At 59.2% G+C, this 26,318-nt stretch carries 23 protein-coding genes; 12 read left to right on the top strand and 11 right to left on the bottom strand.

All coding sequences use genetic code 11. The features are described from left to right. Nucleotides 1-54: 54 nt before the first annotated feature. The 5 genes from P0Y65_00100 to P0Y65_00120 all read left to right on the top strand — a co-directional run bounded on the left by P0Y65_00100 (nt 55) and on the right by P0Y65_00120 (nt 10,037). Nucleotides 55-2,244, top strand: coding sequence for a hypothetical protein (locus tag P0Y65_00100; protein WEK04697.1), 2,190 nt, complete (start codon nt 55-57; stop codon nt 2,242-2,244). Then, the gene (locus tag P0Y65_00105) at nt 2,241-3,731 is read left to right on the top strand and encodes a hypothetical protein (protein ID WEK04698.1); all 1,491 of its coding nucleotides are present in this window, start codon (nt 2,241-2,243) and stop codon (nt 3,729-3,731) included. Before P0Y65_00100 ends, P0Y65_00105 begins: the two co-directional genes overlap by 4 nt. Nucleotides 3,732-4,314: 583 nt before the next feature. Continuing rightward, on the top strand, nt 4,315-4,857 hold the full coding sequence (locus P0Y65_00110; protein ID WEK04699.1) for a helix-turn-helix domain-containing protein: 543 nt from the start codon (nt 4,315-4,317) through the stop codon (nt 4,855-4,857). Between the two features lie 23 nt (nt 4,858-4,880). After that, nucleotides 4,881-8,879, top strand: coding sequence for a hypothetical protein (locus P0Y65_00115; protein WEK04700.1), 3,999 nt, complete (start codon nt 4,881-4,883; stop codon nt 8,877-8,879). 102 nt (nt 8,880-8,981) lie between these two features. Then, nucleotides 8,982-10,037, top strand: a complete 1,056-nt coding sequence (locus P0Y65_00120) for a PIN domain-containing protein (protein ID WEK04701.1) — start codon at nt 8,982-8,984, stop codon at nt 10,035-10,037. A 420-nt stretch (nt 10,038-10,457) separates the two neighbouring features. Here P0Y65_00120 and P0Y65_00125 read toward each other — a convergent pair whose 3' ends face one another. Beyond that, the gene (locus tag P0Y65_00125) at nt 10,458-13,277 is read right to left on the bottom strand and encodes a DEAD/DEAH box helicase (GenBank protein WEK04702.1); all 2,820 of its coding nucleotides are present in this window, start codon (nt 13,275-13,277) and stop codon (nt 10,458-10,460) included. Beyond that, nucleotides 13,274-14,167, bottom strand: a complete 894-nt coding sequence (locus P0Y65_00130; protein WEK04703.1) for a hypothetical protein — start codon at nt 14,165-14,167, stop codon at nt 13,274-13,276. The genes P0Y65_00125 and P0Y65_00130 overlap by 4 nt, the downstream gene beginning before the upstream one ends. A gap of 786 nt (nt 14,168-14,953) precedes the next feature. Here P0Y65_00130 and P0Y65_00135 point away from each other — a divergent pair. Beyond that, nucleotides 14,954-15,454: an MgtC/SapB family protein gene (locus P0Y65_00135; GenBank protein ID WEK04704.1), complete on the top strand. Its 501-nt coding sequence runs from the start codon at nt 14,954-14,956 to the stop codon at nt 15,452-15,454. Between the two features lie 74 nt (nt 15,455-15,528). On the opposite strand, the gene P0Y65_00140 is transcribed toward P0Y65_00135, so the two are convergent. From P0Y65_00140 to P0Y65_00160, 5 genes are all read right to left on the bottom strand, one after another. Next, entirely contained in the window at nt 15,529-15,873 is a 345-nt protein-coding gene (locus tag P0Y65_00140) for a response regulator (GenBank protein ID WEK04705.1), read from the bottom strand. A 33-nt stretch (nt 15,874-15,906) separates the two neighbouring features. After that, nucleotides 15,907-16,338 (bottom strand): response regulator, encoded by a 432-nt coding sequence (locus tag P0Y65_00145; protein WEK04706.1) that lies wholly within the window; start codon nt 16,336-16,338, stop codon nt 15,907-15,909. 87 nt (nt 16,339-16,425) lie between these two features. After that, nucleotides 16,426-17,427, bottom strand: a complete 1,002-nt coding sequence (locus P0Y65_00150) for a DUF4118 domain-containing protein (protein WEK04707.1) — start codon at nt 17,425-17,427, stop codon at nt 16,426-16,428. Between the two features lie 196 nt (nt 17,428-17,623). Further along, nucleotides 17,624-18,085, bottom strand: a complete 462-nt coding sequence (locus P0Y65_00155) for an NUDIX hydrolase (protein WEK04708.1) — start codon at nt 18,083-18,085, stop codon at nt 17,624-17,626. 511 nt (nt 18,086-18,596) lie between these two features. After that, complete coding sequence (locus tag P0Y65_00160) at nt 18,597-18,851, bottom strand: hypothetical protein (GenBank protein ID WEK04709.1); 255 nt, start codon at nt 18,849-18,851, stop codon at nt 18,597-18,599. 83 nt (nt 18,852-18,934) lie between these two features. Between P0Y65_00160 and P0Y65_00165 the strand changes: the two genes are divergently transcribed. After that, nucleotides 18,935-20,131, top strand: a complete 1,197-nt coding sequence (locus P0Y65_00165) for an FAD-dependent monooxygenase (protein WEK04710.1) — start codon at nt 18,935-18,937, stop codon at nt 20,129-20,131. A 240-nt stretch (nt 20,132-20,371) separates the two neighbouring features. On the opposite strand, the gene P0Y65_00170 is transcribed toward P0Y65_00165, so the two are convergent. Genes P0Y65_00170 through P0Y65_00180 form a run of 3 tightly spaced genes read right to left on the bottom strand, consistent with a single transcriptional unit; the run spans nt 20,372 to nt 20,957 of the window. Further along, on the bottom strand, nt 20,372-20,581 hold the full coding sequence (locus tag P0Y65_00170; protein ID WEK04711.1) for a hypothetical protein: 210 nt from the start codon (nt 20,579-20,581) through the stop codon (nt 20,372-20,374). Continuing rightward, nucleotides 20,578-20,796, bottom strand: a complete 219-nt coding sequence (locus tag P0Y65_00175) for a hypothetical protein (protein ID WEK04712.1) — start codon at nt 20,794-20,796, stop codon at nt 20,578-20,580. The genes P0Y65_00170 and P0Y65_00175 overlap by 4 nt, the downstream gene beginning before the upstream one ends. Then, a complete protein-coding gene (locus tag P0Y65_00180; protein ID WEK04713.1) occupies nt 20,793-20,957 on the bottom strand; it encodes a DUF3606 domain-containing protein in 165 nt (54 codons plus the stop codon). Before P0Y65_00180 ends, P0Y65_00175 begins: the two co-directional genes overlap by 4 nt. A gap of 467 nt (nt 20,958-21,424) precedes the next feature. Between P0Y65_00180 and ligD the strand changes: the two genes are divergently transcribed. From ligD to P0Y65_00205, 5 genes are read left to right on the top strand one after another with little or no spacing between them, the layout of a single operon-like run. Beyond that, entirely contained in the window at nt 21,425-23,254 is a 1,830-nt protein-coding gene (gene ligD / locus P0Y65_00185) for a DNA ligase D (GenBank protein ID WEK04714.1), read from the top strand. Further along, complete coding sequence (xth, locus tag P0Y65_00190) at nt 23,251-24,021, top strand: exodeoxyribonuclease III (protein ID WEK04715.1); 771 nt, start codon at nt 23,251-23,253, stop codon at nt 24,019-24,021. Before ligD ends, xth begins: the two co-directional genes overlap by 4 nt. After that, nucleotides 24,018-24,332 carry a hypothetical protein gene (locus tag P0Y65_00195; GenBank protein WEK04716.1) on the top strand — a complete coding sequence of 105 codons (315 nt, stop codon included), beginning with the start codon at nt 24,018-24,020 and terminating at the stop codon, nt 24,330-24,332. The genes xth and P0Y65_00195 overlap by 4 nt, the downstream gene beginning before the upstream one ends. A 49-nt stretch (nt 24,333-24,381) precedes the next feature. After that, nucleotides 24,382-24,633, top strand: coding sequence for a GlsB/YeaQ/YmgE family stress response membrane protein (locus P0Y65_00200; GenBank protein WEK04717.1), 252 nt, complete (start codon nt 24,382-24,384; stop codon nt 24,631-24,633). A gap of 23 nt (nt 24,634-24,656) precedes the next feature. Continuing rightward, nucleotides 24,657-25,169, top strand: coding sequence for a YidB family protein (locus P0Y65_00205; protein ID WEK04718.1), 513 nt, complete (start codon nt 24,657-24,659; stop codon nt 25,167-25,169). Between the two features lie 49 nt (nt 25,170-25,218). Here the strand turns inward: P0Y65_00205 and P0Y65_00210 are convergent, their stop codons facing one another. Then, nucleotides 25,219-26,151, bottom strand: coding sequence for a manganese catalase family protein (locus P0Y65_00210; protein WEK04719.1), 933 nt, complete (start codon nt 26,149-26,151; stop codon nt 25,219-25,221). Between the last annotated feature and the right edge of the window lie 167 nt (nt 26,152-26,318).

The following is a 26,318-nucleotide window of genomic DNA, read 5'->3' on the forward strand; positions in this document are numbered from 1 at the left end:
AAACTTGGCAAGATAACGACCTTTTATTCTTATAAGGGGGGCGTGGGTCGAACCATGGCCCTCGCGAATGTTGCCTTCCTGTGCGCGCTTAATGACCTCAAAGTCTTGACGATCGATTGGGATTTGGAGGCCCCGGGCCTGCTTTACTATTTCCGAGGATTGCTCGACCCTACTGAAATCCGCGAGATGAAGGACCAAGCCGGCATTCTGGATATGGCTTGGAATTGGGTGTCACGAACTGACAAAGCCTTGAGCCAAGACGACGTCGATCAGCTAGTCAGGGAGACCGGGGCTGGCGGGTATTTTGGCGAGTTCGCGCACCGGGTGTTTGATTTCGGCGACGGTCATCTAGATTTGATTATGCCTGGCGGGCACACCTTCACCGCGCGCGATCTGGACAGCGCGCAAATCGGATATGAGGCAGCGCTTGCCGAATTCTCATGGCACGAATTCATCAACGAACGCGCCGGCGGCATTCTGCTCGATAACCTGAGAGACTGGGCGAAACTGCACTACGACCTGGTGTTGATAGACAGCCGAACTGGTCTCGCGGACGACGCTGGCATCTGCACAGTGCAGATGCCAGATGAGGTGGTGATGTGCTTCGTGCTCAATCGCCAAAATATCGATGGTATTGCTCGAGTGGCTTCGGCGATCCGCCGTCAGCGAAGCTCATCGGTTTCCATCCACACAATTCCCATGCGTGTAGCCGGAGCGAGTACGGCCGAAGAAGCAGACGCGTTCTCTCGCGCCACACGCGAATTGGTACGAACTGGCGGGTTGGATCCCGCGACCGTGGAGTCGCATTTGAGCGATTTGCCGATCAAGGCATCGGTCGCAGTGCCATATTACGAAACGCTTGCTCCCATCGCGGCGACGACGCCAAACCGAGACGTGGCGACGTTGAATTATCTCGACCTCGCCGTACACCTCACAGGCAAGGCGCTTATCGTACCAGACTTAGACGATGAATGGCTGGATATCGTTCGACAAAGACTGGCCCCCCAACACACAACGATCGAATATCTCGCCGACTTACAGACCGCCGAGCCGGAACGGGCCGCAGCAGACCTTGCTCGGTTTCTCGACAGTGCGCGTAATGAGCAGCTCGATAATGGGTCGCTGGATCCACGTTATGTTCGAGCTATGGCGGAACTCACTCTTCAACTCGTTGAGCGTATCGACCCCTTCACTGCCTTCGAACTGATGCACACTTCCGTTGAGCTATTGCGCGAGAGCTCGGCAGCCGCGAGGGACGAATGGTACTCCTTGTTTGTCGCAACCCTCGAAAGATATGCTCAACTCCTTGGGCAGATCACCGTAGACGAGGACGAAGAGCTGGCGGTTCTCGAAGAGCTCGACACCATTCTTGCGGTCGATGGAAATGGACCGATCGACGCACTCAAGCGCATTAGCTTTAAAGTAGGGGCGACGAAGCTTTTGCTCAAGAATGGCGAGCTTGATCGAGCCCGTCTCGCGACTGAGGAACTTCAAGAAATGTTGAGCGGCTTCCCCGTCGAGTTCGGTACTCAACGCGCGGACCAGTATTCGGCCCTCGAGCTGGACCACTTAGTCCTTAAAGGCGACTTAGAGCGAATTGCGGAAAACAACGCCGGCGCTGTTGCAGCATATGAGCAGGGTTTCAACAAGGCTCGCGAGCTCAGCTCGAAACGAGGCGAAGTCACCCGAGCTCTCTTTGATTTTGCAATGCGGTTGGCGCAAACCGCCGGACCTGAAGAGGCCCCACAATACGCAATGAGTGCGTTAAGCTATGCGCCGACCTCCAGCTCTCTTACGGCTAGTATTTCAACGCTAGCGGAAGTTGTGCTCAGAAGCGACAGGGCACAGGACTTGGTTCCTGAGTTTGTGCGCCGCGCGTTTATGAACAGGCGAATGACCCACTTCATCGGCGCTCATTACGGTCGCGGCGCGGGGATTGCTCGCCAGTTTGCCGATCAGCTATTTCGCATGGCGGAATGGGTGGGTCGATCTGACCAGGAGCCCGAAATCTTGTCATCGCTCACGGCCATGCTTCTGTCAGTCGGCCAAGCACTAACCGGGAGACCCGACAGCATGCGACTGGTTCAGAGACGGCTGGATCGTGGAATATCCGATACGATTGGTGCGTGGATTGATCGGTTCGGCCCGCTGCTGCATCCGGAGCAATTGGCCGACTTAGTTGATATCAAAGCACTGCTCGAGCAGCAATCATCTCGGCCACCACGGGGGACCAACAGCCGGTGAGTGTCGCTGCGTACTTCGCCCGGCTTTGGGTGCGTGCCACGGAGGCTGGCCCCGCCCGACGGGCATTGGCAGAGGACTTCTGGCCGCGCTATCGGGGGCGGCTTGTTCGTGCCACCGGTTATGACGATGAAGACCAAGTCATCCAGGTTTTAAGCGATTTCCACGCCACCCAAGCAGCCGAAGGATGGGAGCTTTCCGCGACCCTCGCGGTAATGAAGGCGATCGACGAACAGTTTTCGGCAATCCATCCCCGAATTCATCTGATGCCGACGAGCGCCGCACGCCCCGCATTGCCGGATTGGCTTTTAGGGGCAGAGGCCGATCGGGTGTATAGTGGCGCCTATTGGAGGGATGCGGACCGCCGGGTTATCGCTAAGGGGCCACTGAGCCGAGGAATGGCTCTTCCCGAAGCTACCGATACACTTTCCGACCGTTTTTCGGCGCTTACCGTTGTATCGGGGGCGTTCGAGCACGACACACGCGCTGTGCCGATTAGCATGCGTGTCCTTACGCCGCACGCTACAACCGGGATCCGTCTCACCGGTACCCCGGGTGCGGAGCGAGTGGCCTTCGCGCCTATCGCTGAAGCGGGCGTAGATCTTGAGCCCAGTGTCCACACATTGGCGGCCGGTCGTTTTCTCGATGTGAGGCCTGCAAGCACACTTAGGGGCGGGCAACGCCTCCTTGACGCTGCCAGAGCTGTAGGTCCCGTAGACATTCTCGTCGCGCCGGAGCTGGTAATGTCTGACGCTGACTTCATAGAATTCCAAAACGGCCTGACCAGCAGTGCAGGATCTAACCCCCTTCTGACACTGGCCGGATCAGGCCTGACGGCTGCCAACAGCGCAGAGGGCTTGAGCTGGAACGAGGCGCGGATGGTCAATCCGGCCGGCGCCGTTCTTTGGCGCCAAAAAAAGCTCAGCCCCTATGCCATGAAGGCGAACACGGCCTTCGATTTGGGACTTGTCACTGACTCGGTTGGTGGTCCTCTGGTGGAGTATGTTGCTAACGGCGAGGACTTGACCATTGTTGATACCGATGGCCTTGGGCGCTGTTTGATCCTGATCTGCCAGGATTTCCAGTCCGACCCGATCGTCGCCAACGTAATCAAAGCCTATCAGCCTGACTGGGTGTTTGTGCCGATCATGGATACGGGAGTGGGGCCGACCCGGTGGCCGCAAATTCGGACCAATAGCTTGAGTTCGACCTCTCAGGCTCGCTATCTGGTCGTGAGCAGCTTGGCCATGTGTCACTGGAATGCCACCTGCGTCAGTCCACCACCCGTAGGATTGGCAGTAGGGCCTGCTGTGCCGTCCCCGGACGGAAATGGCGATCTGCTCGACGCAAAAAGGGTGGCCAAGTCCGCCACTTTACCCACTACTGGCGGCGGCCCCCGTGTCGTAACAATTAGGTGGCGAGATCACGACTGGGATCAGGTCTCTATCGCTGTAGTTTCGGGAGCAGGGGCGCCGCCCGCCGGACGTTAGTTCGAAGGGCTGGCGCGGCAGGTGTGTCCGGTTTAACAAGAAACCTATGCAATGCGGACGGACTGCTCTCGGCCCCATTGCTGACGTCCGCCACGCTCGAGCTTTCGGCAGATTTGGGGCCGGTAGCGGTCCGACCGCTTTTTGCTGAGCTTGGCGGGAACCAGCCGTCAAGGGTAGCCACGAAGTGGGTACGCCGAAACGCATTAGCTCATTTCAGTACCGCGCCTCAACGGCATGGCCGCAGGCTCACGGGCTGCTTATAGGTGCGATGTGATGTGCGCACCCACGCAATGAGGGCAAAATCGTTGGACATCATTCAGGTAGGGTCAGTTCATCGATATTCGCCGGCCTCGAATGCCTGGATCCACCGGACATAGCTGACCGGTCGCGAGCCGATACTCGTTTGTCGTTTTGACCGCTTCGTCCGTTTCGAGGTGGCGTCCTTATTAGGCGGACGCTCTTGTCTCGTCAGCACCGGACGCCCATGTCTTGTACTATAGGTCACGAGTGACTACAGGAGGCGTCTTGCGATTTCGCCGGCGCGGTAGCATTTGTCGGACAGCAACCGCCGGAGATCACTATTATGTCGCTGCAAAATCAACAAGAACAGTCCGCACCCGAGGACATCGCAAAGCGCAAAGTGAGTCCCAAGTCCTCTGCCGAAAAGTGGGGGCAGAAGGTTATGGATCTCGGGTTCTGCCTCGTTCCTTCGCTGCTTTTGAGGGCACAACGCCGACTGAACCTCAGCCCCACCCAACTCGCGGTGCTGCTTCAGCTGTGCGACTTTTGGTGGGACAAGGATCGAAAGCCCTTCCCTAGTAAGGAAACGCTGGCCCAACGTCTGAGTTTGAGCGAGCGGCAGGTGCAGCGCTACATCGCGGACCTCGAGCAGGAAGGCTTGGTGCATCGGGTCGACCGACGCGCCAGCAATGGCGGCAAGCTGAGCAATATCTACGACTTGAGCGGATTGGTCAGAAGGCTGCAGGAGCTGGAGCCGGAGTTCCGTCAGGTGGAGGAAATGAATAAGGCGACGCGAAAGGCAGTGGGAACCCGCGGGTATCGCGCCCCTAAGGTCCAGCGGCAGGAAGCGCCGCCTGATCAGTTGAAGACCCTGCTGCGTCCGTAGTCCTCAAACCGTGACCGACCGACATGTCCCTTATCGCCGCCACTCAAATTCCCAAGCCGGCTGATGAACAAGCCTTCGAAAGGGCTTCCGTCCCGCTATGGGCCAACCTTCTCGACGACCCGAACGTGCCGCGGAACGGTCGCCGCGGACAACGCCAGAATGGTGTTGACCTCTACGGCATCAGGGACGGCGACAGCAAACATTACGTCGGCATCCAATGTAAGTTGAAGAGCGACGGGCACACCCTGAGTGAGAAGGAAGTCCGAGACGAGGTGACGAAGGCTTTGACCTTTAAGCCAGCGCTCAAGGAGTATTTCATCACCACGACTGCCCCCGACGACGTCGCGATGCAGGAGCTGGCACGTACGATTACGGGCGAGCTGCGCAAGGCCGGCACTCCGATGCTCGTCAATATCTGGGGTTGGAACGCCCTGGAAGAAAAGATCTCGCAGGACGCCGAAGCGCGCAACCTTTTCGATCCGACCTATACGCCGCATAGCGCGGTTATCCTGGAAGAAACCCGAAAGGTGTCGTCAGGGCAGGCCGACATGGCTACAAAACTGGCGAACATCGAGACGTTGCTTAAGGAGCATTTCGGGACACCGCCGGGTGATGCCACGACAGGCGCCGATGTCGTTGAAGCGCACCTTGATGCCGAGATCGACAATTATCGAGCCCTAATCGAGAAAAGGCAGCCGCAAACCGCCAAGACGCTTTTGGAAGGCCTGCTGGGGCGTGTGGCGTCAACGGCTTCGGGTCGTATCCTCTTCCGTATCAGAGCGAATATCGGCTCTTGCCAATATGCACTTGGGAAGGATGCCGACGCTGCTGCGACACTGGCCGAAGCCTACGAGCACGCGCCGCACGAACCCAAGGCTATCGCCAACAAAGCGTTTTCGCTGCTTCTTCAGGGGCGCTGGCGCGAGCTGCAAGAATTCGGCGTGAAATCCTTGCGGGACGATCCGACCAATGAGGGCCTGGCGGGATATCTCGTTCAGACCGGGCGTTTCGACGACCCCGGCAAAGACCCGTTGGACCTCATTCCTGCTGCACTGCACAACACGGCGGCGGTTGCGATCGGGCGGATCGATTTCTTCCGTTGGCGCCGTAGCGCGGGACAATGGTGGGCCTTAGCGCATCAGGCGCTCACCGACCACCCCGACGACCCCCATGCCAGGCAATTCGCCGCCGAGGCCGACATCGACAGCGTCGTCACGAATCCGATCTTCGCCCACTCGCGGCGATTGACCCCGGACGATCGCAGCAAACTGGAAGGCGCGGCAACGACTCTCGCTGCCCTTTGGGACGAGGCACGTTCCGGGGAAGCGGCGATCCGACCCGAGGATATCGCAATATGCGGCAACATCATCGTTGCCCTTCACGCCCTCGACGAATTCCCTCGCGCGATTGACATCGCGCGCCAAGGGTTGGCGGTCGCTCCCAATGATGTCGACCTGCTCGGCAGGGCTGCGATGGTAGCGTCGGAGGGTGGGGAACTCGATTTGACCCGAGAGCTACTGCCGCGCCTGCCGGATGGGCCCGAAACGGTGGTGATCGCTTTCCGTCTGCACACGGCCAGTGCCGACTGGCCCGCGCTGGCGGCCTTGTTGCCGAAGGTGGATCTGCTTCCCGAAAGCGAGCGACCCCTTTTGACGGCGGCAGCGCGCCTGGCGGCCCTTCTCATCGGACCGCAGGCAGATCGGCATTCCGGGTTCGTCCACGTTGCGCAGACCGTCAAAGACGATGCGCGAGCGAGCATTGTCGTCGCCGACCTGGCCCGAGAACAGGGTTTTGCGGATATCGCAGAGGCCGCCTTCGAAGCAGCCAAGGGCCTTGTTGGTCCCCAAAGCCATTTCGCCGACAGGATCATGCTGGCTCGCCATGCCGGTCAACGGGACGAATGGGCTCTCGCAGCCGATTTGTTGTCGGCACACGTCGACTGTAGCAGGGACAGCGCGGCGCTTCGGGCGCTTGCCCGAGCCCTCGTCAACGACCTGCCCGTACGTAACCGAGCGCTCAAGTTTTTCGAGACGCTGCCTCCAGACGTCGCGGAAATGCCCTTCTATCGGCACTGCGAGGGCATGCTTGCCTTCAACTTCGGCGATTTGCCGCGAGCGGAGACCGCGTTGCGTCACGCTTTGGACCTAGACCCATCGCTGGATAGCGCCCTGGCACTAATTTCCGTGATGCGTCGCACGGATCGCCATGACGACATCAAGGCATTTCTGAAGGACTTCGATATATCGGAATTCCGAGGCAGCGCTTATCAACGGATGCATGTGGCCCAGGCGCTTCGCGATGTCGGCCAACCCGAGAGGGCGATGGCATTGGGCTATGAGACCGTCGTCAGCGCCCCGAACGACCCCAGAGTGGCGCTCGGCTACTTCGGCCTCGTCATGATGCGCTCGGATGAGGATGTCATCCCCGAAGCCCCGGTGGTTGCTTTGGACACGTTCGTCAGGCTCGAAGGCGACAAGGACCGTGAGGACGCCTTCCTTATCGTCAATGGCGAGGACCGACCGGCGCAGGGCATCGTGGGCCCGTCCTACCCTACCGCAGCTGCCGCTTTGGGTCTTCGTGTCGGCGATAACTTCGAGATGGCCGGGCCATTCGGCGCAACCCGCCATTGGCGTGTCGCGGAGATCAAACACAAATACCTGCACGCTCTTCATGATGTCATGCAGAACTTCGAACGCCGGTTTCCGGACGCCGACGGGTTCTATTCCATGACGATGGAGGGCAACGACCTAGAACCTGCTCTCGAGCAGGTACGCAAGGCGTCCGAAGCGCATCGCGCGCTTGCCGACCTTTACCTCGACAAGAAGCTTCCGCTGGCGATGGTCGCGCAACGCCACGGCGGCGACATCATAGGGCTTGTCGACTATATCCGTTCGCTGGACGAAAGCGTCGTGGTCTGCTTCGGAAACCAGCCGGAGCGCATGGAGGCGCGCAAGACGATAGCCACGCGTCGTGCCGGCGGGGCGGTGCTTGACACCTATACGGCGTGGACCGTCGCCACCATGGACGCGTTCGACGTCCTGACAAGCGTCTTCGGCAAACTCGTTGTCCCCCGCTCGGTCATCGATGACCTGCGGAGCCTTGCGGACAGCCACCGTCCGTCGGGAAGAAGCACCATGACCGTGGCCTATAGGGACGGCCAGTATTTACGGCAGGAACATACCGCCGAAGACGATGCCGGGAGCCATCAACTGATCCTGGCACAGATTGCGAAAATCGAGGCTGCCTGCGAGACCCTTCCCGTCGCGGCGCCTGACGATATCGGTGAACTGGCCGGCAGCCTGACACGTGCCTTTGCAAGCCATATCCTCGATCCGGCGTTCTTGTCGCGCGACGGCTACGTCCTGGTCTGCGAGGACATGTACTACCGCCAATGGGCATCCGCGGCGACGTCTGCCCAAGGCGTTTGGCTACAACCTGTCTTCACCTATGCGCTGGAAACCGACCGCATCGACCGGGCACGCTACCGGCAATTGATCGTCGGGCTGGCCGGTCGCCGGCATGACCACCTGTCGTTGTCCGGTCAGGATCTGGTCGACTCCTTAATCGGTGACAGCACCGATGAACTCTACGAATTTGCCGCCGTCGCTCAATTTATTGGCGGTAAGAAAGCAGATCTTCTTTCCCACGTGAACGTCGCCAAAGCCTTACTTCTCTACATCTGGAGCGCGACAGCGAAGGTTGAGGGCCAAAAGCGCGAGCGTGGCACGTCTTTGATTGTCGAGAACTTGACCCGGTTTACCGGATCCAATCGTGGTCTCGCCTTGGCCTTGCTCACCGGCGGGATGAGCCAGCCAGCAAAGGACTGCCTTAAAGCATGGATGACCGCAAAATCGATCGCGACAGAAGAGATTGAACGAGCTCGATCAAGCCTTTTCCAGCGTGGGGTCACGCCTATCGCCAAGAAGCGTGCCCTGCCTAGCTTCACTCCTCTTGCTCTTCCAAACTACGGCCCAGCGGGACGAAACGGCCGTCCCCGCCGCCGCAAGAAGCGGCGTGGCTGAAGAACATGTCGCGTGCCCGAAATGCGAGGTCGAAAGCGCTGACCATTGGCGACTTCAGCGCCTCCGGGGTACGATCCCGTCTGTTGATTCCGGGGGGGGTAAATGGCGAAGCCAGAGCGAAAAAAGAGCCAGACGCACATTCTGGTCGACAGTAGCATATGGCTCGACATGGCCAAGGATCATCGACTGCTGCCGGTGCTCGACGCACTTCGTCATCTGGTCGACGAGGAGCGGGTCGTCCTGATCGTGCCAGACATCGTCGAGGCCGAATTCGCGCGAAACAAGGACCGCGTTGTCGAGGATGCTCGCCGCGGCTTTGCATCCCACCTCAAGCGCGTTCGCGATGCCGTTGTGCAGTTCGCCGAGGACGATGCAAAACGGAACGCCACGCTCCAGCAGATCAGTGAACTCGACCACCGCATCGCAATGAAGAGCGAGGACGTGTCGGAGTCGGTAGTCAAGATCCAGGAACTGTTCGGCCGCGCGAAGAAGGTGACAGCCAGCACTGACGCTCTTCTTAAGGCGGCAAAGCGGGGCATCGATAAGGTCGCTCCCTTCCATTTGGCCAAGAACTCTATGGCCGACGCCGTCCTGATCGAGATCTATGCCGAGCAGCGAGCGGCACTCAGTAAGTACGATGAAGCGGCGTTCGTCACATCAAACGTCCGGGACTTCAGTCTGCACAACGGCGACCAGCGCAAGCCGCACGTCGATTTGGAGCCGCTGTTCAAGATCCCGTCGTTCTACATGACATCGCTTGTAGACGTGGTGAAAGCTGCCGACGAGGACCTGCTGGCCAATCTAGAGTTCGAGCGGAACTATCAGGACGAGTCCCGCGGCCTCTCGGCCATCCTTGAAGCGGAGAACCTCCTGTTCCGGCAGGTCTGGTACAATCGGCATTGGAACCTGCGGATCGCCATCGAGGAGGGCCGGCATAAGGTCGTGCCAAAGGATCAGTATTCGACACAACCCTACAAAAACGACGAGACGCTCGACACAGTGTGGGAGGGCGCGCTGGCAGCGGCGAAGCGGACGGAAGAAGAAGTTGGCATCGAGAACCTCGGGCCGTGGGACGACTTCGAATGGGGAATGGTCAACGGCAAGCTGTCGGCGTTGCGGTGGGTCCTTGGATATGAGTGGGACATGCTTGATACCTAGGCCAGCGCCTGCCTGATCTGCTTGCCGGGATATTTTCGATCACCGCTGCGATCGCGCCAGGCAATCGGCCGCTTCGGACAGCACCAACCAGTCCTGTTTAGCCGAAGGCAGCATTAGCTGTTCTCCATTCCCCGAAGACTATTGCAGATGCAGCCTCAGCACCGTGCCGTTGGCAAACGAAGCATCGATCTGGAGGGCAAGCGATCCTGACCGAACAATTCTATGGCTTCTGCGATGTCTGCTTTCAGGAGTTAGGAGGCAGGTCTCAGACGTCTGAAAAGGGGCGCTTGCCAGGCCTCAACGCTGTCCGAACGAACGCCACGCATGCTCCGCATGACACAGAACCAATGAAGCTAGTGAATGGTCTCACCACTTGGAGCGGGCGATAGGGCTTTGGCTGTTGGGCGCCGGTGATCCGCATCAAGCTTCATTATTCTCGATCACGCCTACCGCGAAGATACCGTTGGCGTGTCGCCCACTCTCGAAACCTGCTGCCACATCGATCTCGATGCGATCCATCAGGGCGTCGATCGCAGCCTTCCTGTCCTCGGGCCTTTGCTGGAGCGGTCTGCCTCTTGGTTTGGCACCCTCGAAAAGCGGCTTCAGCAGTCCGTTGTCGACGGCGACAGCGCCGCCCGTTCCTCTCCCGGCCACGAAGAGGTCGGCGCCCCGGGGTTCGCCTTGCTCGTTCTGATAATGGACGACCCCGGCAGCGAGCAGAGGCACCATGTCCGGGGTCGCCAACACGCCGTAGCCGCCACCGAACTGAGGCCTGGATACATGCTCCACCAGGAAGCGCACGATGCTCGACGAGAAGTCGAGCAGTACCCTGCTACCAGTGACGACGCCATTTCGGCGCGTGCGGCATGGCACGACAGTGCGCCCCCCGAATTCAGGGAACCGCCCACGAAGGTCTTCGCCCAGGCGCAGGTCGAACCGCTCCGGATCGTCCCCGGGTACGACCTCGATGCCCGAAAGCACCGCAGCGCGTCTGATGAAGTTGGCAAGATCGAGCGTGGTGAACGACCCTAGATGCATCCAGCCTCCGCTGCTCAAAGTCGAAACGCCCGATAGGATGTCGTCCTGCAACGATCGGGCGCGCTGAGCCTGATCGATTGCGCGGTCGATGCGTTCGGCCGTTCGCTGCACGGGTCCATTTCGTGCTTCCTCGAGCAGATCGTTTATGTCGATGCGATCGAGCAGATCGCCGAGCACTTCTGAACGATGACGATCGTCGTATTCTGAGCTGACCGCTGACATCTGCTTCACCACGTGCTCCAGGCGGGTCAGCACCGAGGTGAGGATCTCGTTGTCGATGGTATCCGTACTTGTCATATTCACGACCACGACCTTATCGAGCTGCCCATATCGATAGAGTCGCCCAATGCGCTGCTGCAGCCTCGCTGGGTTCCACGGAATGTCGTAGTTAACCAGGACGTGGCAATTCTTCTGGAGGTTGAGCCCCTCGCCACCGGCCTCGGTGGAGACGAGCACGTCCACGTCGTCCTCGAAGGCATCTATCGACGCCTGCTTGTCATCCACGGTCATGCCGCCGTTTATGAGGACGGACCGGACGCCGAGGTCCTCCATCAATTTCCGTTGGAGGTATTCCTGGGTGGCGCGGTACTCGGTGAAGATCAGCAGCTTCTTGCCCTGGGCGAGAATCAGGTCGCCTACGACGCCCAACAGCTCAAGGAGCTTCCTGTCCGCGAGCAAACACGCTTCGGCTTGGCTGATAACGCTGTCTATCGCGTCCAGCTCCTCGGCGAAGAAGCTGCTGGCAGTTCCGTAGTCCTGCCCTGCTGCATCGTCCTCGCCATCGGCGATCTCGATGCCTTCATTGCCGTTTAGTTCGATGGAGCTGGCGGCAGCGAGCCCTTGGCCCGACAGTCGCGCGCGTCGTCTTCGCATCGCGACCAGCAATGTCCAGACCGACGAAGACGCCAGCTTCCTGTAGATGGTCATGACAAACCCGATCGCACGACCGGAATTGCCGCCCATCCTGTCTCCGGCCTGATAGCCGCGAGCCAGATAATTCGACAGCCGGCGTTCGAGCTCGATGGTCTCCGGACTGTTCGGTATGTTCGCCAATCGAACGAGCACGCCGTGGAATATGAACTTGCCTTCGGCGTCCACCACGTCGATCTTGCGGTTCCTTAGGACGATGTCGGCGACGAAGCTCGGGTCCTCGTCAAGGTCGTCGATCTCGGCGCTGGACCCAGGTCTCACGAGCTTGAGCAGGCTCTGGAACTTGCCGACATCGCCTTGGTGGGGCGTGCCTGAAAGCAGCAGAAGAGAGTCAGTGCGCTTGCGCAGCGCGTTAGCCAGTTTGAAGCGAAGGGTCTGCCTGCCCGCCTCGTCCCTGGACAGCCGGTGCGCTTCGTCGAATATGACGATGTCCCAGCTCGCTGCCGCAAGAATCGCCCCGAACCGAGTCGTGAAGTCTACGCCTTCGTCGTCGGAGTTCCTCGGCTTCACCAGATCGAGCGACGCAATGACGTGATCCGGCCAGTCCTCCGGCTGCTCAACCTCGAAATCGCGGCCGTAGATCTTGAAGCTGCGATTGAACTTGGTCTGCATCTCAGTCTTCCATTGCTTGGTGAGACCGGACGGAACGATCACCAGGACGCGTCGAACGTTCTGCTTGCGCTCGAGCGCTCCGAGCAGAAGACCGACCTCGATCGTCTTGCCGAGACCGACGTCGTCCGCGATGAGCCAGTTGCTAGTGCCGGATCCAACGATGCGGTGCACCAAGTTGATCTGATGGGGCAGAGGATCCACGTCGAGCCGTTCCAGGGCGCCTGTCGCTTCGTTCCACGTGCGAAGGGCATGCGACATCAGGTTCAGGGCGGTGCGTTCGCCGCTGTCCTCGAAGCGCTCTTCGCTGCGCAGATATTGTAGACGTGGGTCCATGATGCGGGCCAGACGCTCGAAAGGGAACCAGCGGGTCTGCCCCGTTTCGTGTATCTGCACCGCCACCAGGTAAGAATCGGCGATCGCGCGCGTGGCGACCACGGTGCCCAGGCCGAGCGTCCTGCGCACCGCAGAGAGCGGAACGTCCTGGACGATGAAGCCCTGCCTGAAGCCGCACCCCCAGCTTCCCTCTGGAACCTGCCGCTCCCCAATCTCCGGACCGAAATTCGCCACGACCCCTTGGTCGTCGTGCCTCACGACGTGGCCGATGCGATTGGATCTCGTATCCTCTATCCAGCAGTCCACTATCGGCGTGAGCTTGGTCAAATCGAAGTTCTCCGAATGAGTAGAGGCTTGATGGGGTCCAGGTCGAGCACCCCGATGTGCCCTTTGTCGACCTTGACGAGCGCAGCCGTGCGCGAGCGGGGCGAGGCGGAACCGAGAAACATCCGTGTCTTGATGCGATCCGAGTTGGGCAACGCTTCACAGGCGACGAACGAAAAGCTCGCTGCAGCTCTTAGTCGCCATTCGATGTAGTCGATGAAGGACCAGTACCCTTCGTGACCGGGATGCAACGAGATCCAATTCGGCAGCCAGTCGTCCTCAATGCATTGGAGCGGGTCGCCGCCTGCAAGCTCGGCAAGCCTAACCGCGCGCGGCCAGGACAGAAGGGTCTGCGGATCCTGCGGGGTCGTCGGCGGATGCCGACCGTTTCGGCGGACTGAAAAATAGGGATGGTCCATGAGCTCTATCCGGAACCGGCATCCGTCGAGGAAGTCATCGACACCAGCACCGGCCAATGCCACGTCGGCCAATGCCTGGAATGCAGCGCGCGATGGGAAGCGTGTGAACACCTCCTGCAGGAACTCGGCGCAGCGACGGCGCCCTTCCGCGGTGGGTATGTCGAGCATGATGCTGATCCAGCGACCGCGCTTGAGCGCAAGATGCTCGGCCGTCGGAGGCGCGAACACCAGAACACTGGGATCCTCCGCACGGTCGGCATCGAACCAGGGGAGCGCGCCGGCACTCCAGTCTTCAGCAGAACTCTTCTCCACCGAAAGGGCGTCGTCGAATTCCCAGATCGAAGGGAACGGGAGAGTGGGCTCCGGGGCTCGGACCGGCGACCAGAAATCCTCGTTCGCACGCAGGATCGGTCCAGGAACGGGCAATGGATCCCAGAAGTCGTCGGTCAGCACTTCAGCGGTGCTCGAATGCATGATTTTCCCCCAAGTGAAACTTGGGCGATTTCTGCACGGAAGTCCACATCTGTGCTGTGTCGGTGCAATTTAGAGTATTAGAAGATGCACTTTGGTTTTACCAAGGCCTGATTTGCGGCAGTCCATTTGAAGGCCGACAAGCAGCCGCCGCTTATTGCTGACTTTACGAAATGACGGTCTTCCTTCTGCAACATTGAATGGTCACTAACTCAAAGTGAGGGTACTTCCTGGTGGAAGGACGTCCGCTTTCGGGAGTCGACAAAGGCCCGCCTAACGACCGAAATGGGGCGCGTTCCCGCCCCACCATTAGCGCCAGTTTAAGATCGGCTAGTTAGCTACACCGGCCAATAACAGCAGCGTTTCAATTTACGTCGTCTCAAGGGCCGCGGGAACTTCTCACCAGCGCGCACGCTTGCGCCGAATGGCTTTGAGCAGTGGCACTAGGATCAACATGGTGAAGATCAGCGCTACGCCGACCCCGAACAGAGTGGGAAATTCTGGAAAACTCAACAAGCCATGCGCTTACGCTGATTTGGCTAGGTTCAGGAACCATTAATCTATGATCGCATTCAAGCATACGTAGACCTGTCCGTCTGCATCGGATGTCTAGCCAGAGGCGGCTGTCTCAAACGCCCGGAAGCGCGAGAACCGCTCCGGGCTTTTCATTGTCAGGTGATGACACAAGCCAGCTCCCGACACATCAGTTGTCGCGATTTTGCGATCGAAGGTTCGAAAGTTCAGGGCCCGCGTGTGGTTACAATCCGGTCGACCGCCTGAGCAGAGAGAATGGCTGCGAACATGCTGGATGAGATTTGGTCGACTGCAGTGAGCGAGTTCTCCGATGTACCGGACGTTGCCACTTTGACACGCATCACCATGCGTCTCGCGCTCGCGGCAGTTCTAGGGGGCATCTTAGGTTTCGAACGGGAACGGAAGGGGCGCAGCGCAGGCCTTCGAACACATATGCTGGTGGCGGTAGGCGCCGCTTTGTTCGTGATGGGCCCATCTCAAAGTGGTATGTCCATAGGTGACATGTCCCGCGTCTTGCAAGGCATCGTGCAAGGTATCGGGTTCTTGGGCGCTGGCGCCATCATCGTTCGCACCGCGAAGAATCAGGTCGAGGGGCTGACTACAGCCGCAAACATCTGGGCAACGGCAGCCATTGGGGTGCTTGCCGGACTGGGACTAGAAGCGACCGCCGTCCTTTCATCCATTATCCTCCTAATTATTTTGGCCGTTGTGCCGCACCTCGTTCCGTCAAAACCTGATGGGCGGGACCGCGATTAGGAGATTGAGGCCCAGGGTCGACAGCTACAGCTCCAGTCACACGGCTTTTGCCAGATCGACGGCTGGCAGGGCGACTAGGCCAGCATCGTCTCTATGGCTTGAGCGATGCTCCGATAGGAATATGGCTTTGCACAGTATCGGACACCCGCAGGCAAATCCCGACCGTCAACTTGGATTTTGCCAGAAGTCACGATGATCCTGATCGGCGCCCAGAGGTGCGCAACTGCCCGTGCCAGTGTGAGGCCGCTCACAGATCCAGGCATATCTACGTCGGTGAACACCAACCGGATGTCGTCGATGCTCTCGATTATTTCGATCGCTTCCTCGGTGTCTCCGGCTTCGTAGACGTCGTAGCCAAGATGGTCGAGGTGCTGGACGATGCCCGTTCGTACCAAAACTTGATCGTCCACCACCAACATTCGGGTCCTGCTTACGGTGTGCGGGGTCCCCATCTAGTGAGCCTTCCTACTGGACTCGTCGGTCGGGTCTCCCAACCGGTCTCGATTGCTGACGGACCAGTCCGCATCCCGCATTGCGTTATCCACTGCCGTGAGCAGCTTTTCGCCTGCGATCGGCTTGTTGTAGAAGGCGACGCCTTGTGGGAGGTCGCCCGGCTTTGGACGCTCTGTTCCCGAGATAATGACCACTCCGATTTCCGGCCAACCGAACCGCACTTGGTTCGCAAGAGTGAATCCATTACGGATTCCTGGCATCTGGACGTCAGTAATGACAACAGCGATGTCGTCGGAGCGGTCTCTGATCTCTTCCATCGCGTCAAGCGTGGATGGAGCCAAAATGGTCTTCCAGCCCAAGGTCTCGAGCTCTTCCTCCAAAAAGAGCTGCAGGACAGGGTCGTCTTCTACAATAAGCACCGTGTTTCGCATGATCACCCGCCTAGGTTGTCGGGGCGGAAGCGATTCAGGACCGGGTTGGTTGCGAGCACGATCATCACATCGAGTCGTCAGCGAGGCTCAGAGGGTGTCCAAACGCAGTCTCGATACGGTCCCATGATCGGTTTCCATCGAGAGGCCGTCCCCTAACTGTTCAGCGAAACGACGCGCCACTGTGAGCCCAAGGCTCTTGGATGTCGACAGGTTGAAGTCGGCCGGTAGTCCCTGACCGTTGTCCCGCACCGTTATTTCCGCGCCGGCGCCAAGCCGTTCGATGTGAACTTCGATCAGTCCGACCTGCTCAGGACCGAAAGCGTGCTCCACGCTGTTCGCCACCAGTTCTGCGATAATGAGTCCGGTCGGTACCGCGCGTTCGGCGGAGAGTTTGGTGTCGTCGGCGACAACTGAACATTTGATTGAGGTCGCTCCGGATGCAAACAGCAGGTCGTCGCAGATTTCTCGCGCAAACTGGCCAAGTGCCAGCATCTGTCCGTTTGGATCGTGCAGCCGTCGCTGAATCTTGCCGATCAAGGCCAGTCTGTTGGCTGCCTCGTCGAGCACCCTCGCTGCTTCTTGATCGGCGACATTGCGACGCTGCATCCTAATCAGAGAGGCCACCACAGATAGGTTGTTAGACACCCGGTGTTGAAGCTCTTGGAACATGAGATCCCTCGAGGCAGCAAGATTGGCGGATCGTTGCCGCTCCTGGTCGAGTTCGCTCAGCCATCGGAACATCTGATGGATCACCAGCAGATCGACGGTGATGACAGTGGCAAAGAAGACGAGTGCCAACGCTGTAGGCGGGTTTAATTCGAACGTGTCGAACGGCGGAATGAAGAAATACCAGGATGCCAAGAATGAACCGAGCGCTACGACAGCGCCCGGTAGGAGCCCGCCTATGAATGCGGTTAGGATCACTGCCGGAAAGAAAGTCAGGAACGGATAACCGGGGGGCAGGCTGTCATGCAGGGCCATGCGCAGCGACAGTGCCAACGCGAAGGCAACGGCGGCAGCGGCCCATCGCCAAGGCGTAGCTTGGAAGCGCAACAGTCGCTTGCTCGCGCGCTCGAACCTATTCGTCATGGAAATCTCTCCGGCTGCCGCTCGAGGCCAATCGCCGAGAAGTGCCGGACATTTACTCCACATTGGCCGGCAGGGCAATCGGTGCCCTTGAGCGTGCGCGAAAGCGCCTGGTATCGGAAGTCGTCACAGGGGGTGGAGTAGCTCAAAAGTCGCTTATTGCCGCCCTCAAAAACCATGTAGAACACGCTGAGCCCTATCATGGGGAGAATAAAACCAAGGCATCCTCCCGCAAGTCGAGCAGAAACCGGCGTAGGTCTGGCTCGAACACGGCGTCAGCAGCTTTTTTCGGACGGAACCAGCGGCGTTTTCGCTGACCCTTTTCATCCCATTTTGAGAGCTCACATGTTACGCGGAGAGGGAAAACCAGCGCCTGCGCGGGCGTGGAGGTGCCATCGTCGAACAGCTTGATAAAGCGGTAGGAGCCAATGGCCGTTTCCGACGCCACCCCCTCTACGCCGGCCTCCTCCTTGGCCTCTATGCCAGCAGTCCGACCTGCCGAATTTCCAGATATCGGCCAGCCCTTTGGAAGCATCCACTTCGCATTCGTACGGGATGTCACCAACAGGATGCGCAACTTGCCGTCAGCATCGATCCGCCAGGGTAACGAAGCCACCTGTTCGGAAGACGATCCGTCGATTTCAGATGCTGATTTGGCCATGCACCTGAATGGGCTCAAGCAAGATTCGCTGCAACCTCATTTGTTGCAGTCGAACCAAGTGACAGTGCGGACCTCTGCTCAATTCGTAACGCGAGATCGATGTCTGCTTTTTGGAGTTGTCGTTGAGCTGCCTATTATCTGAATTGGGGCGCAAAGGCGCCTCGAAACGATGTGCGTGTAACTCCCTCAATCTTGCTCTGAAGTACGTGCACAAACTTCAGAGCTTCCCAGAAAGCGGACGGCAGAGAGAAAGGCCTGGTGAACTTGCGCCCTCTGCTACTTTACAGCTCTTTGGCGTGAAACCCGCCAGAGTGTGGGGCTGAGAGGGAGATAGGCGAGCTCAAAGAATTGTCCTCTGTAGGAAATGGCGGAGGAAAGGGCGCTGAGTGAAAACATTCTTTGAGCCCGACAGGGCGCCCTTATGTAAATCGCTGCGATGTCTCAAACGGGATGGTTTGCAGAATGTCCGGTTTCGGTGACGTCAGGGCTCAAGTAGACGTTTTAGGGTGGATCACCACGAACCGCGGATTCGGTCCAGTATCTGGTTCAGCATCAACTGCCCGGCATCGGTCAGGTGAAGCCGATCGCCCTGCTCGCTGACCAAGCCCGCCTCGACCAGTTTCGCGATGGCCGCCGGGTCTGCTCTGTGCGCAACGCCGTCCTTGGCCACGATGCTGGTCACGACGTCGCCGCTCTCGAGTTGATGGAAGGCTGCGAATGCGAACACCGCGAGTGCCTTGTCGCTGAGGTCGTTGGGTGTGGTCATGTCGATGCTCCGAGGGCTTTGCTCGGCAACGATACGCAGGGCCACTCGTTCCCAATCGTGCCGTTCCGGCAGCGAGGAATCCCATGACCAAGAAAGTCCTTATCTCCGGCGCCAGTATCGCGGGCAACGCCACCGCCTGGTGGCTTGGACATTACGGCTTCGACGTCACTGTGGTGGAGAAGGCCGACAGCTTCAGGGACGGCGGACAGAACATCGACATCCGCGACGCTGGTCGCGACGTGCTGAAGAAGATGGGATTGGAACAGGCGGCTCTGGCAAACGGCACTGGCGAAGAAGGCACGGCATGGGTGCATGCTGATGGCAGCGTCATCGCCGAATTCGACACTAAGGACATGGGCGCCGATGGCCCAACTGCCGAGATGGAAATCCTTCGCGGTGACCTCGCGCGCCTGCTGTACGAGCCGGCACAGAAGCATGCCTCCTACCGCTTCGGCGACAGCATCAAGGCGTTGGAGGAGATTGGCGACCAGCTGTCTGTAACCTTCGAGAGTGGGAAGACGGAAACCTTCGCGGCCGTAGTTATTGCCGAGGGCGTCGGTTCCGCCACGCGCGACATCATTTTCCCTGGCGAGAACGATCCACGTTGGCTGGACATGAGCATCGGCTACTTCACGGTGCCGAAGACCTCGGCCGACGACAAGCTTTGGCGCTGGTATCACACCACTGGCGGAAGAAGCGCATCCCTGCGTCCGGACCAGCATGGCACGATGCGCGCCATGCTGACGGTACAGAAGCCTGCCGGCGAAGAGGCTGATTTGACGCCCGAGCAGCAGAAGGAATGGCTTGCAGAGCAATTCGGGGATGTCGATTGGGAAACCCCGCGTATCCTTGAAGCCATGGCCAGTTCGGAGGACTTCTATTTCGATGTCCTGCGGCAGGTCCGAATGCCAACCTGGTCGAAGGGCCGCGTGGTGCTAACCGGGGATGCCGCCTGGTGCGTAACGCCTTTGGGCGGCGTCGGCGCAACTCTGGCCGTCATCGGCGCTTATGTCCTGGCAGGAGAGATGGCGGAGCAAGGCGACGTCGCATCGGCCTTCACCAGGTATGAGGCGCGCCTGCGCAAATTCGTCGATGATGCCCAAGGGATCCCCAAGATAGCACCGCGGATGGCGAATCCCCATTCACGGCTGGGTCTCGCCCTATTGTATGGAACCCTCAAGCTGGCATCCACGCCTGGCGTTCGGCAGTCGATAGGCAAATTGCTCGCTGGCAAGTCGGACGACTTCGTCCTGCCTGACTACCGTTCGCCGCTGGGTTAAACCCAGGTCATTGTCGGCGTCTGGAGTTGGCCGCAGCAGAAACCACCGGCACCAAAGCCAGCATGATGACACCTACCATGCCGCCAATGGCCAGCAAGCCGACCGGGGTGATCTCGGCGTCGGCTTGGAAACGGGAGTTTCCGAATGACATTCGCACGGATGCACGTGCCGGTCGATGCGCCGCTCCGTGGGGTGCGGGCTCAAGGGTAGCTCGGTTTGAGTAGTCAGATACCGAGGTCATCACTTAGGTACCCTGGCGGCGACCAAGGCGGTCACCACGCCGTCCGGATCATCTGGCAAAGCTAGGTATCCCTGACCCATCAGCCAGTCCCGAACAATGACGTTGACCGCATCCTCATGGGTCATCTTCCCACGGGGCGGCTCGTTGTGATCCGAAATGAACTGCTCGATGCCATCGAGCAGATCGTCGGCCAGCTTGATCGACATCATTTCGGACCTGAACCGTTGTTGGCCGGGCGCGGCGGTGCATTGCCGTCGTGTGCATACGAATTCTGACCGATATCCTTGTCCTTGCCGGGTTTCGTCACAGCACCGGACGCGTCACCGTCCCCAGACTCTTCTGTCGACGGATGAGGGTCGGCGACATCATTCGGCACTCCCGGCTGCTTACCCGTAGGCAGGCCGTCACCGCTCTCGCGGCTCATTTGGAACCCAGCTTCTTCTCAACGGCGTCGCGGCTGTTGCCAGCGGATTTCACCGCTTCCTTAACGGCGTCCTTCGACTTGCCGGTCTTTTCAGCTTCGTAGCGGACCTCGTGGTTCTGCTGGCCTGCCACTTTTGCGCGATCCTGTGCAGTATTGGACATTTGATTTCCAAGGTTCGTTGTTGAGGTCCTCGTCAAACGCCTTGCTGAATCGATGGTTCAATCGCTACACGACATGGATGACCGAATACCGCGTGATCGACCTCAACATTCAGACGATCGATCCAAAGCCCGGGTCGTCCAGGCTTCTTCCCCGGAACACGCCGCCGAATTGATCCTCGGTATCAAGCTCGTCCGAGGCGGCCACAAAAAGAACCTGCGTGCGAGAGTGTATTGGCAGCTGGGGCGTCACCGACCAATGTGGTCCGCCTCTACACCCAACCCGACCAAGGCACGCATTCTAGAGTCGCAACCGATTCCGGTCCTGGGCATTCTCGACTACCGATGTACCCGAGTGAAACATGGAGGCCGTAGAGGCCCCACCCCGCAAAAGGCGGTCGCCCCGCCGGGACTCAGAATCTAACTCCCGCTACCCTCTTCCAAACTTCCGCCCGTTCCAGCTGTGCACGTTGGCCACCACAATTCCTGTCGGCAGCAATTGGCTGTTCGAGATGAAGTTCGACGGCTACCGAGCCCAGATCGCGATTTCAGGCAAAGAGGTCCGGGTCTACACGCGCAACAGACATGACTGGACCGAGCAGTTCAAAGTCATCCTGCCTCCCCTCCGGGCACTCACAACCGGATCGGTAGTGCTGGACGGCGAAATCGTCGCCATCGATAAGTCCGGCCGGACCAATTTCTCTATGCTCAAGTCGGGCATCGGGGCCGGCATTCCCCTTAAGCTCTACGTCTTCGACATCTTGGAGAAGGATGGTTCGGATCTGACCGGACTACCGCTGTCGGAGCGCAAATCGATCCTTGAGAACCTGCTTGGCGAACGCGCTCCCGAAGACAGCCTGCAATACAGCCACCACGTGATCGACAATGGCGAGGCGGTATTTGATGCCATTGCAGCTGGCGGCCACGAAGGCATGATCGCCAAGAAAGCCGATGCCCGTTATGTCGGCGACCGCAGCACCACCTGGCTCAAGATCAAATGCACGAAGCGCCAGGAATTCGTGATCGGCGGATGGCGCCCCAGCGACAATGGCCGCGGCTTGGCTAGTCTGATCCTCGGCACCTATGAACAAGGTCAGTTCATCTATCGCGGGCGAGTCGGCACCGGCTTCACCGATGCCATGCGCGCGAAGATACTCAATCAGATGGAGGCTCGCCGCGTCGAGAAACCGGCCTTCGCCGCCGTCCCGCGCGACATAGCACGCCAGGCGCGATGGGTGCGACCGGAACTGGTGGCCGAGGTCGCGTTCGCCGAACTAACTCCCGATGGATCCGTGCGCCATGCCAGTTTCCAAGGCTTGCGTGAGGACAAGAGCGCGGCCCAGGTCGTGCTGGAAACACCATCGAACGACGAAGCTTCCGGCCTCGACCCAACCATGGGCATTGAGATTGCTGGCGCCGTGGGTGTGAAACTCTCGCACCCTGACAAGATCATGTATCCCGGCACCGAAATCACGAAGACGCATTTGGTAGCCTACTACGCGGCAGTGGCAGACAAAATGCTTCCGCATCTCAAAGACCGCCCCTTATCGCTGGTGCGCGACACGGACAACGACCTCGCCAACACGTTCTTCCAGAAGCATGCGCTGGCCGGCATGCCCAACAGCTTGAAATCGGGCAAGCTGACAAAAATGAAGGGTACGGAGAGCCGCATCCTATGGATTGAAGATCTGGCCGGTCTGGTCGGTGGCGTGCAGATCAACGCACTCGAGTTTCACATCTGGGGATCGGATCGACATGACCCGGATTTGCCAGACCGCATGGTCTTCGACATCGACCCCGATGAAGGTCTCGGTTTCGAGCAGGTCAAGAAGGCGGCCACCGATATTCGCGATCTGCTGGGCGCGATCGGTTTGCAGTCGTGGCCATTGCTGTCCGGCGGCAAGGGCGTGCACGTCGTAGTCCCGCTGGTGCCGGAAGCAGACTGGGAAGCGGTAAAGTCCTTCTGCAAGAATTTCGCCGAGCTTCTGGCCAGGACTGAACCCGACCGCTTCGTTGCCAACATGAGCAAGGCAAGGCGCAAAGGGCGGATGTTTCTCGACTATCTTCGGAATGGCCAGGGCAGCACGGCGATCTGTCCCTGGTCGACACGCGCGCGAGCCGGCGGCACGGTCGCCGTCCCGGTGACATGGGAAGAGCTGCAGGGCTTCGATCGAGCAAGTGCCTTCGACATTTTTTCCGCTGCAGAGCGTGCCGTAGGACCGGACGCCTGGGATGGGTATTTAGAGACCCGTCAGACACTCACCGAACGCATCCAGGACGTGATTGCGAACCACCGATGAAAATCGCTACCTATAACGTGAACGGTGTGAACGGACGTCTTCCCGTTCTCTTGCAATGGCTGGAGGAAGCGGCGCCGGACGTGGTCTGCCTGCAAGAGCTGAAATCACCCGACGAGCGGTTCCCGATCTCGGCAATCGAGCGAGCCGGCTACGGAGCGATATGGCACGGTCAGAAAAGTTGGAACGGTGTGGCGATCCTGGCCCGTGGCGCTACGCCGACCGAAACTCGTCGCGGGCTTCCCGCAGATCCGGACGATGACCATAGCCGATACATCGAAGCGGCGGTCGACGGCGTCCTCTTCGGTTGCCTGTACCTTCCCAATGGAAACCCCGCCCCGGGTCCGAAATTCGACTACAAGCTCCGATGGTTCAAGCGCTTCACCGAGCACGCCAAGGAACTGCTCGACACCGGACTGCCCGTCGTGCTGGCGGGCGACTATAATGTGATGCCGACCGACCTCGATGTTTACAAGCCAGAGCGCTGGAAAGACGATGCCTTGTTCCGGCCCGAGGTAAGGGAAGCCTATCAGGTGCTCCTCGATCAAGGCTGGACGGATGCTCTCAGACAGTTACATCCGGGCGAACGCATCTACACATTCTGGGACTATTTCCGGAACGCATACGCCCGAGACGCCGGCCTTCGCATCGACCATCTCCTCCTCGCCCCGACAGTGGCCAAACGCCTTAAAGCGGCCGGCGTTGATCGCCACGTTCGTGGATGGGAGAAGTCCAGCGATCATGCTCCCACATGGATCGAGCTGGAATGACGCCGCCTATCACCCCCGATGGTCGCTACATCGTCGTTCGAGGTCGGCTCTGGCGAGCGTCAAACCCGAACCTGTCAGAACGAGAACGGGATGAACTGGTCAAGGCGCTCATGGATGCACGCAGGCGCGTCCGGACCACCAACGTCGCGGCCAAGGCACGGGCCAGGAACGACGTCGATGAGGCGAAAACCGCACTGGGGGAAAGAGGGCCGGTATGGTGGGACGACGGGACCCCTGACTACAATCGGCATTTAGCCAAGAACACACCGTATCGCGGTTGGTTGGACGGGCTCGTTCAAGAAAGTCTCTGACGGAACTGCCGACTTGGCCGCACGTTTGTGACCGACACAGGAGAGCGTCATGGGTATTATCTGGACCATCATCGTTGGCTTCATCGCAGGCGTCATCGCCAAGTTCATTATGCCCGGCAGCAACGAGCCATCCGGTTTCATCCTAACGACGATATTGGGCATCGTGGGTGCTTTTGTGGCGTCATACCTGGGCCAGGCCTTGGGTTGGTATGCCCCTGGCGAAGGCGCCGGCCTCATCGGTGCCATTGTAGGATCGATCATCGTCTTGTTCGTTTGGGGCCTCATCGCACGCCGACGCTAATCACACCATTTTAGGAGGTCATCATGGCCAAATCTATGCCGTCACTCGTTGCCCTGCTTGGACTACTGGCTGTCGCAGGATACCAGAACCGCGACAAGCTTGGATCAGTGTTGGGTGAAATCGGCAACGGCGGAAATCGGCAGCCCGGTGAACCAAGCGGCACTGAGGCCAATGCCGGTAAAGGCGGGTTGAACGATCTGCTATCGGGCGTTGGTGGAATGCTAGGCGGCGCTGGCGCAGGTGGACTTGGTAGCGTCCTGAGTGGCGGCCTCGGCGATCTCATGGAGCAGTTCAAGAACAACGGAAACGGCGAAAAGGCCGAACGATGGGTCAAGGATGGCCCGGACGAAAATATCGATGCCGATGAACTCGAACGCACTTTGGGCGCCGATACCATAGCGGCGTTGGAAGAAAAGACTGGGCTCAGCAAGCAGGAGTTGCTCGAACGCCTCTCGCGCACTCTCCCTGGTGCGGTAGATCGCTTCACCCCCGAAGGCCGCCTCCCGACAGAGACAGAAGCCAGTCGGTTCGTGTAAGCTCGAAGCACGCGACGACGCGGACAGTGTAACTGCCCGCGTCGTCATATTAGCGCGAAGCCTTGTAAAGCTTGGAGGCGATTTCATAGAATTCTTCGGGCGCATAATCCGGCGTAAACGCTGATGGTACGCCCTGCAACTGCTGCATCTTACCGCCATCTGGAATACCTTCGACCACTTCGAGCGGTCCAGGAGGATCACCTGGAAGGGCGACTTCGTCATTGGACCAGATGCCGGAGATCTCTTGGTAGTCATCCTGGCTCCAGGTGTAGAGCCGACGATGCGAGCCTTCATCGAGATATTTCTGGCTTTCCGGGATTTTCGACAGGTCGATGTTGGGCGTCGGCAACATCTTTTTGATGTCGACGCCGGTTAGCTTCTCCAATGCAAGCGCATAGGAATGCGCATGGACCGAGCCGCGGACCAAGAGGTAACCGCAGACCTCGCGACCGGTGGCGTTATCGGCGCTCAGGGTTTCGTAAACCCGCAGCTTGTGCAGGCGTGCGCCGCATTCCAGATGGAAATTATGTAGCAGGTCAAAGATGACATTGCCGGTCGTGGTGATGAAGTCATTGTTCCAAGAGGCACCGTTGCTGTTGACCGGTGTGGCACCGCCGCCATTGGCGAAGAAGGCTGACGCGAGTCGGATATCTTCCATGGCTTCGTGCGGTGACTTCGAGATATCGCCGCCATCACCCATATCGCCCTTGGGCTTTTCCGGGCCGTTGTTGAGCATGGCCACGCCGTTGCTGACCAGTTCCACATGCGCCAACTCTTCGGCGGTGATGGAGGCAACCAGCGAATAGAAGGGCCGCAGCTTGTCTTTGGACCGGAAGTTGAAACTCTGGAACATGTAGTTCCCGAGCGTGGACATCTCACCATACTTGCCGCCCAGCAGCTCCTGCAGCGCAGCCGCGGCGTTAGGGTCCTGTTTTTTGGCAGGAGGCAGTTCGGTTATCAGTCTGTCGACGCGCATAAACATTAGCAGTCTCCTCTTCTGAAGACCGGCCAACGGTAGCCATGCTGTGGCGTTCCATCACGCTCTCAACGCGAGATCCGGCACTTCGGAACCATCCCTCAGCGATCTTGAGCGGACCTAAACTTCCCGCGACGCGGTCTCTCATACCGAGCAACCAATCGGGCAGTCGA

Origin of the sequence: Candidatus Devosia phytovorans, from assembly GCA_029202405.1 — a bacterium.
GTDB classification, from domain to species: Bacteria; Pseudomonadota; Alphaproteobacteria; order Rhizobiales; family Devosiaceae; genus Devosia; species Devosia phytovorans.

Coding starts and splice junctions, on each gene's coding strand:
- P0Y65_00195 (WEK04716.1), top strand. CDS start 24,018: ATGACGCCGCCTATCACCCCCGATGGTCGCTACATCGTCGTTCGAGGT.
- P0Y65_00120 (WEK04701.1), top strand. CDS start 8,982: ATGGCGAAGCCAGAGCGAAAAAAGAGCCAGACGCACATTCTGGTCGAC.
- P0Y65_00210 (WEK04719.1), bottom strand. CDS start 26,151: ATGTTTATGCGCGTCGACAGACTGATAACCGAACTGCCTCCTGCCAAA.
- P0Y65_00165 (WEK04710.1), top strand. CDS start 18,935: ATGACCAAGAAAGTCCTTATCTCCGGCGCCAGTATCGCGGGCAACGCC.
- P0Y65_00140 (WEK04705.1), bottom strand. CDS start 15,873: ATGTTGGTGGTGGACGATCAAGTTTTGGTACGAACGGGCATCGTCCAG.
- P0Y65_00155 (WEK04708.1), bottom strand. CDS start 18,085: ATGGCCAAATCAGCATCTGAAATCGACGGATCGTCTTCCGAACAGGTG.
- P0Y65_00135 (WEK04704.1), top strand. CDS start 14,954: ATGGCTGCGAACATGCTGGATGAGATTTGGTCGACTGCAGTGAGCGAG.
- xth (WEK04715.1), top strand. CDS start 23,251: ATGAAAATCGCTACCTATAACGTGAACGGTGTGAACGGACGTCTTCCC.
- P0Y65_00115 (WEK04700.1), top strand. CDS start 4,881: ATGTCCCTTATCGCCGCCACTCAAATTCCCAAGCCGGCTGATGAACAA.
- P0Y65_00205 (WEK04718.1), top strand. CDS start 24,657: ATGGCCAAATCTATGCCGTCACTCGTTGCCCTGCTTGGACTACTGGCT.
- P0Y65_00160 (WEK04709.1), bottom strand. CDS start 18,851: ATGACCACACCCAACGACCTCAGCGACAAGGCACTCGCGGTGTTCGCA.
- P0Y65_00180 (WEK04713.1), bottom strand. CDS start 20,957: ATGTCCAATACTGCACAGGATCGCGCAAAAGTGGCAGGCCAGCAGAAC.
- P0Y65_00175 (WEK04712.1), bottom strand. CDS start 20,796: ATGAGCCGCGAGAGCGGTGACGGCCTGCCTACGGGTAAGCAGCCGGGA.
- P0Y65_00130 (WEK04703.1), bottom strand. CDS start 14,167: ATGCATTCGAGCACCGCTGAAGTGCTGACCGACGACTTCTGGGATCCA.
- P0Y65_00100 (WEK04697.1), top strand. CDS start 55: ATGGCCCTCGCGAATGTTGCCTTCCTGTGCGCGCTTAATGACCTCAAA.
- P0Y65_00145 (WEK04706.1), bottom strand. CDS start 16,338: ATGCGAAACACGGTGCTTATTGTAGAAGACGACCCTGTCCTGCAGCTC.
- P0Y65_00170 (WEK04711.1), bottom strand. CDS start 20,581: ATGATGTCGATCAAGCTGGCCGACGATCTGCTCGATGGCATCGAGCAG.
- P0Y65_00150 (WEK04707.1), bottom strand. CDS start 17,427: ATGACGAATAGGTTCGAGCGCGCGAGCAAGCGACTGTTGCGCTTCCAA.
- P0Y65_00110 (WEK04699.1), top strand. CDS start 4,315: ATGTCGCTGCAAAATCAACAAGAACAGTCCGCACCCGAGGACATCGCA.
- P0Y65_00200 (WEK04717.1), top strand. CDS start 24,382: ATGGGTATTATCTGGACCATCATCGTTGGCTTCATCGCAGGCGTCATC.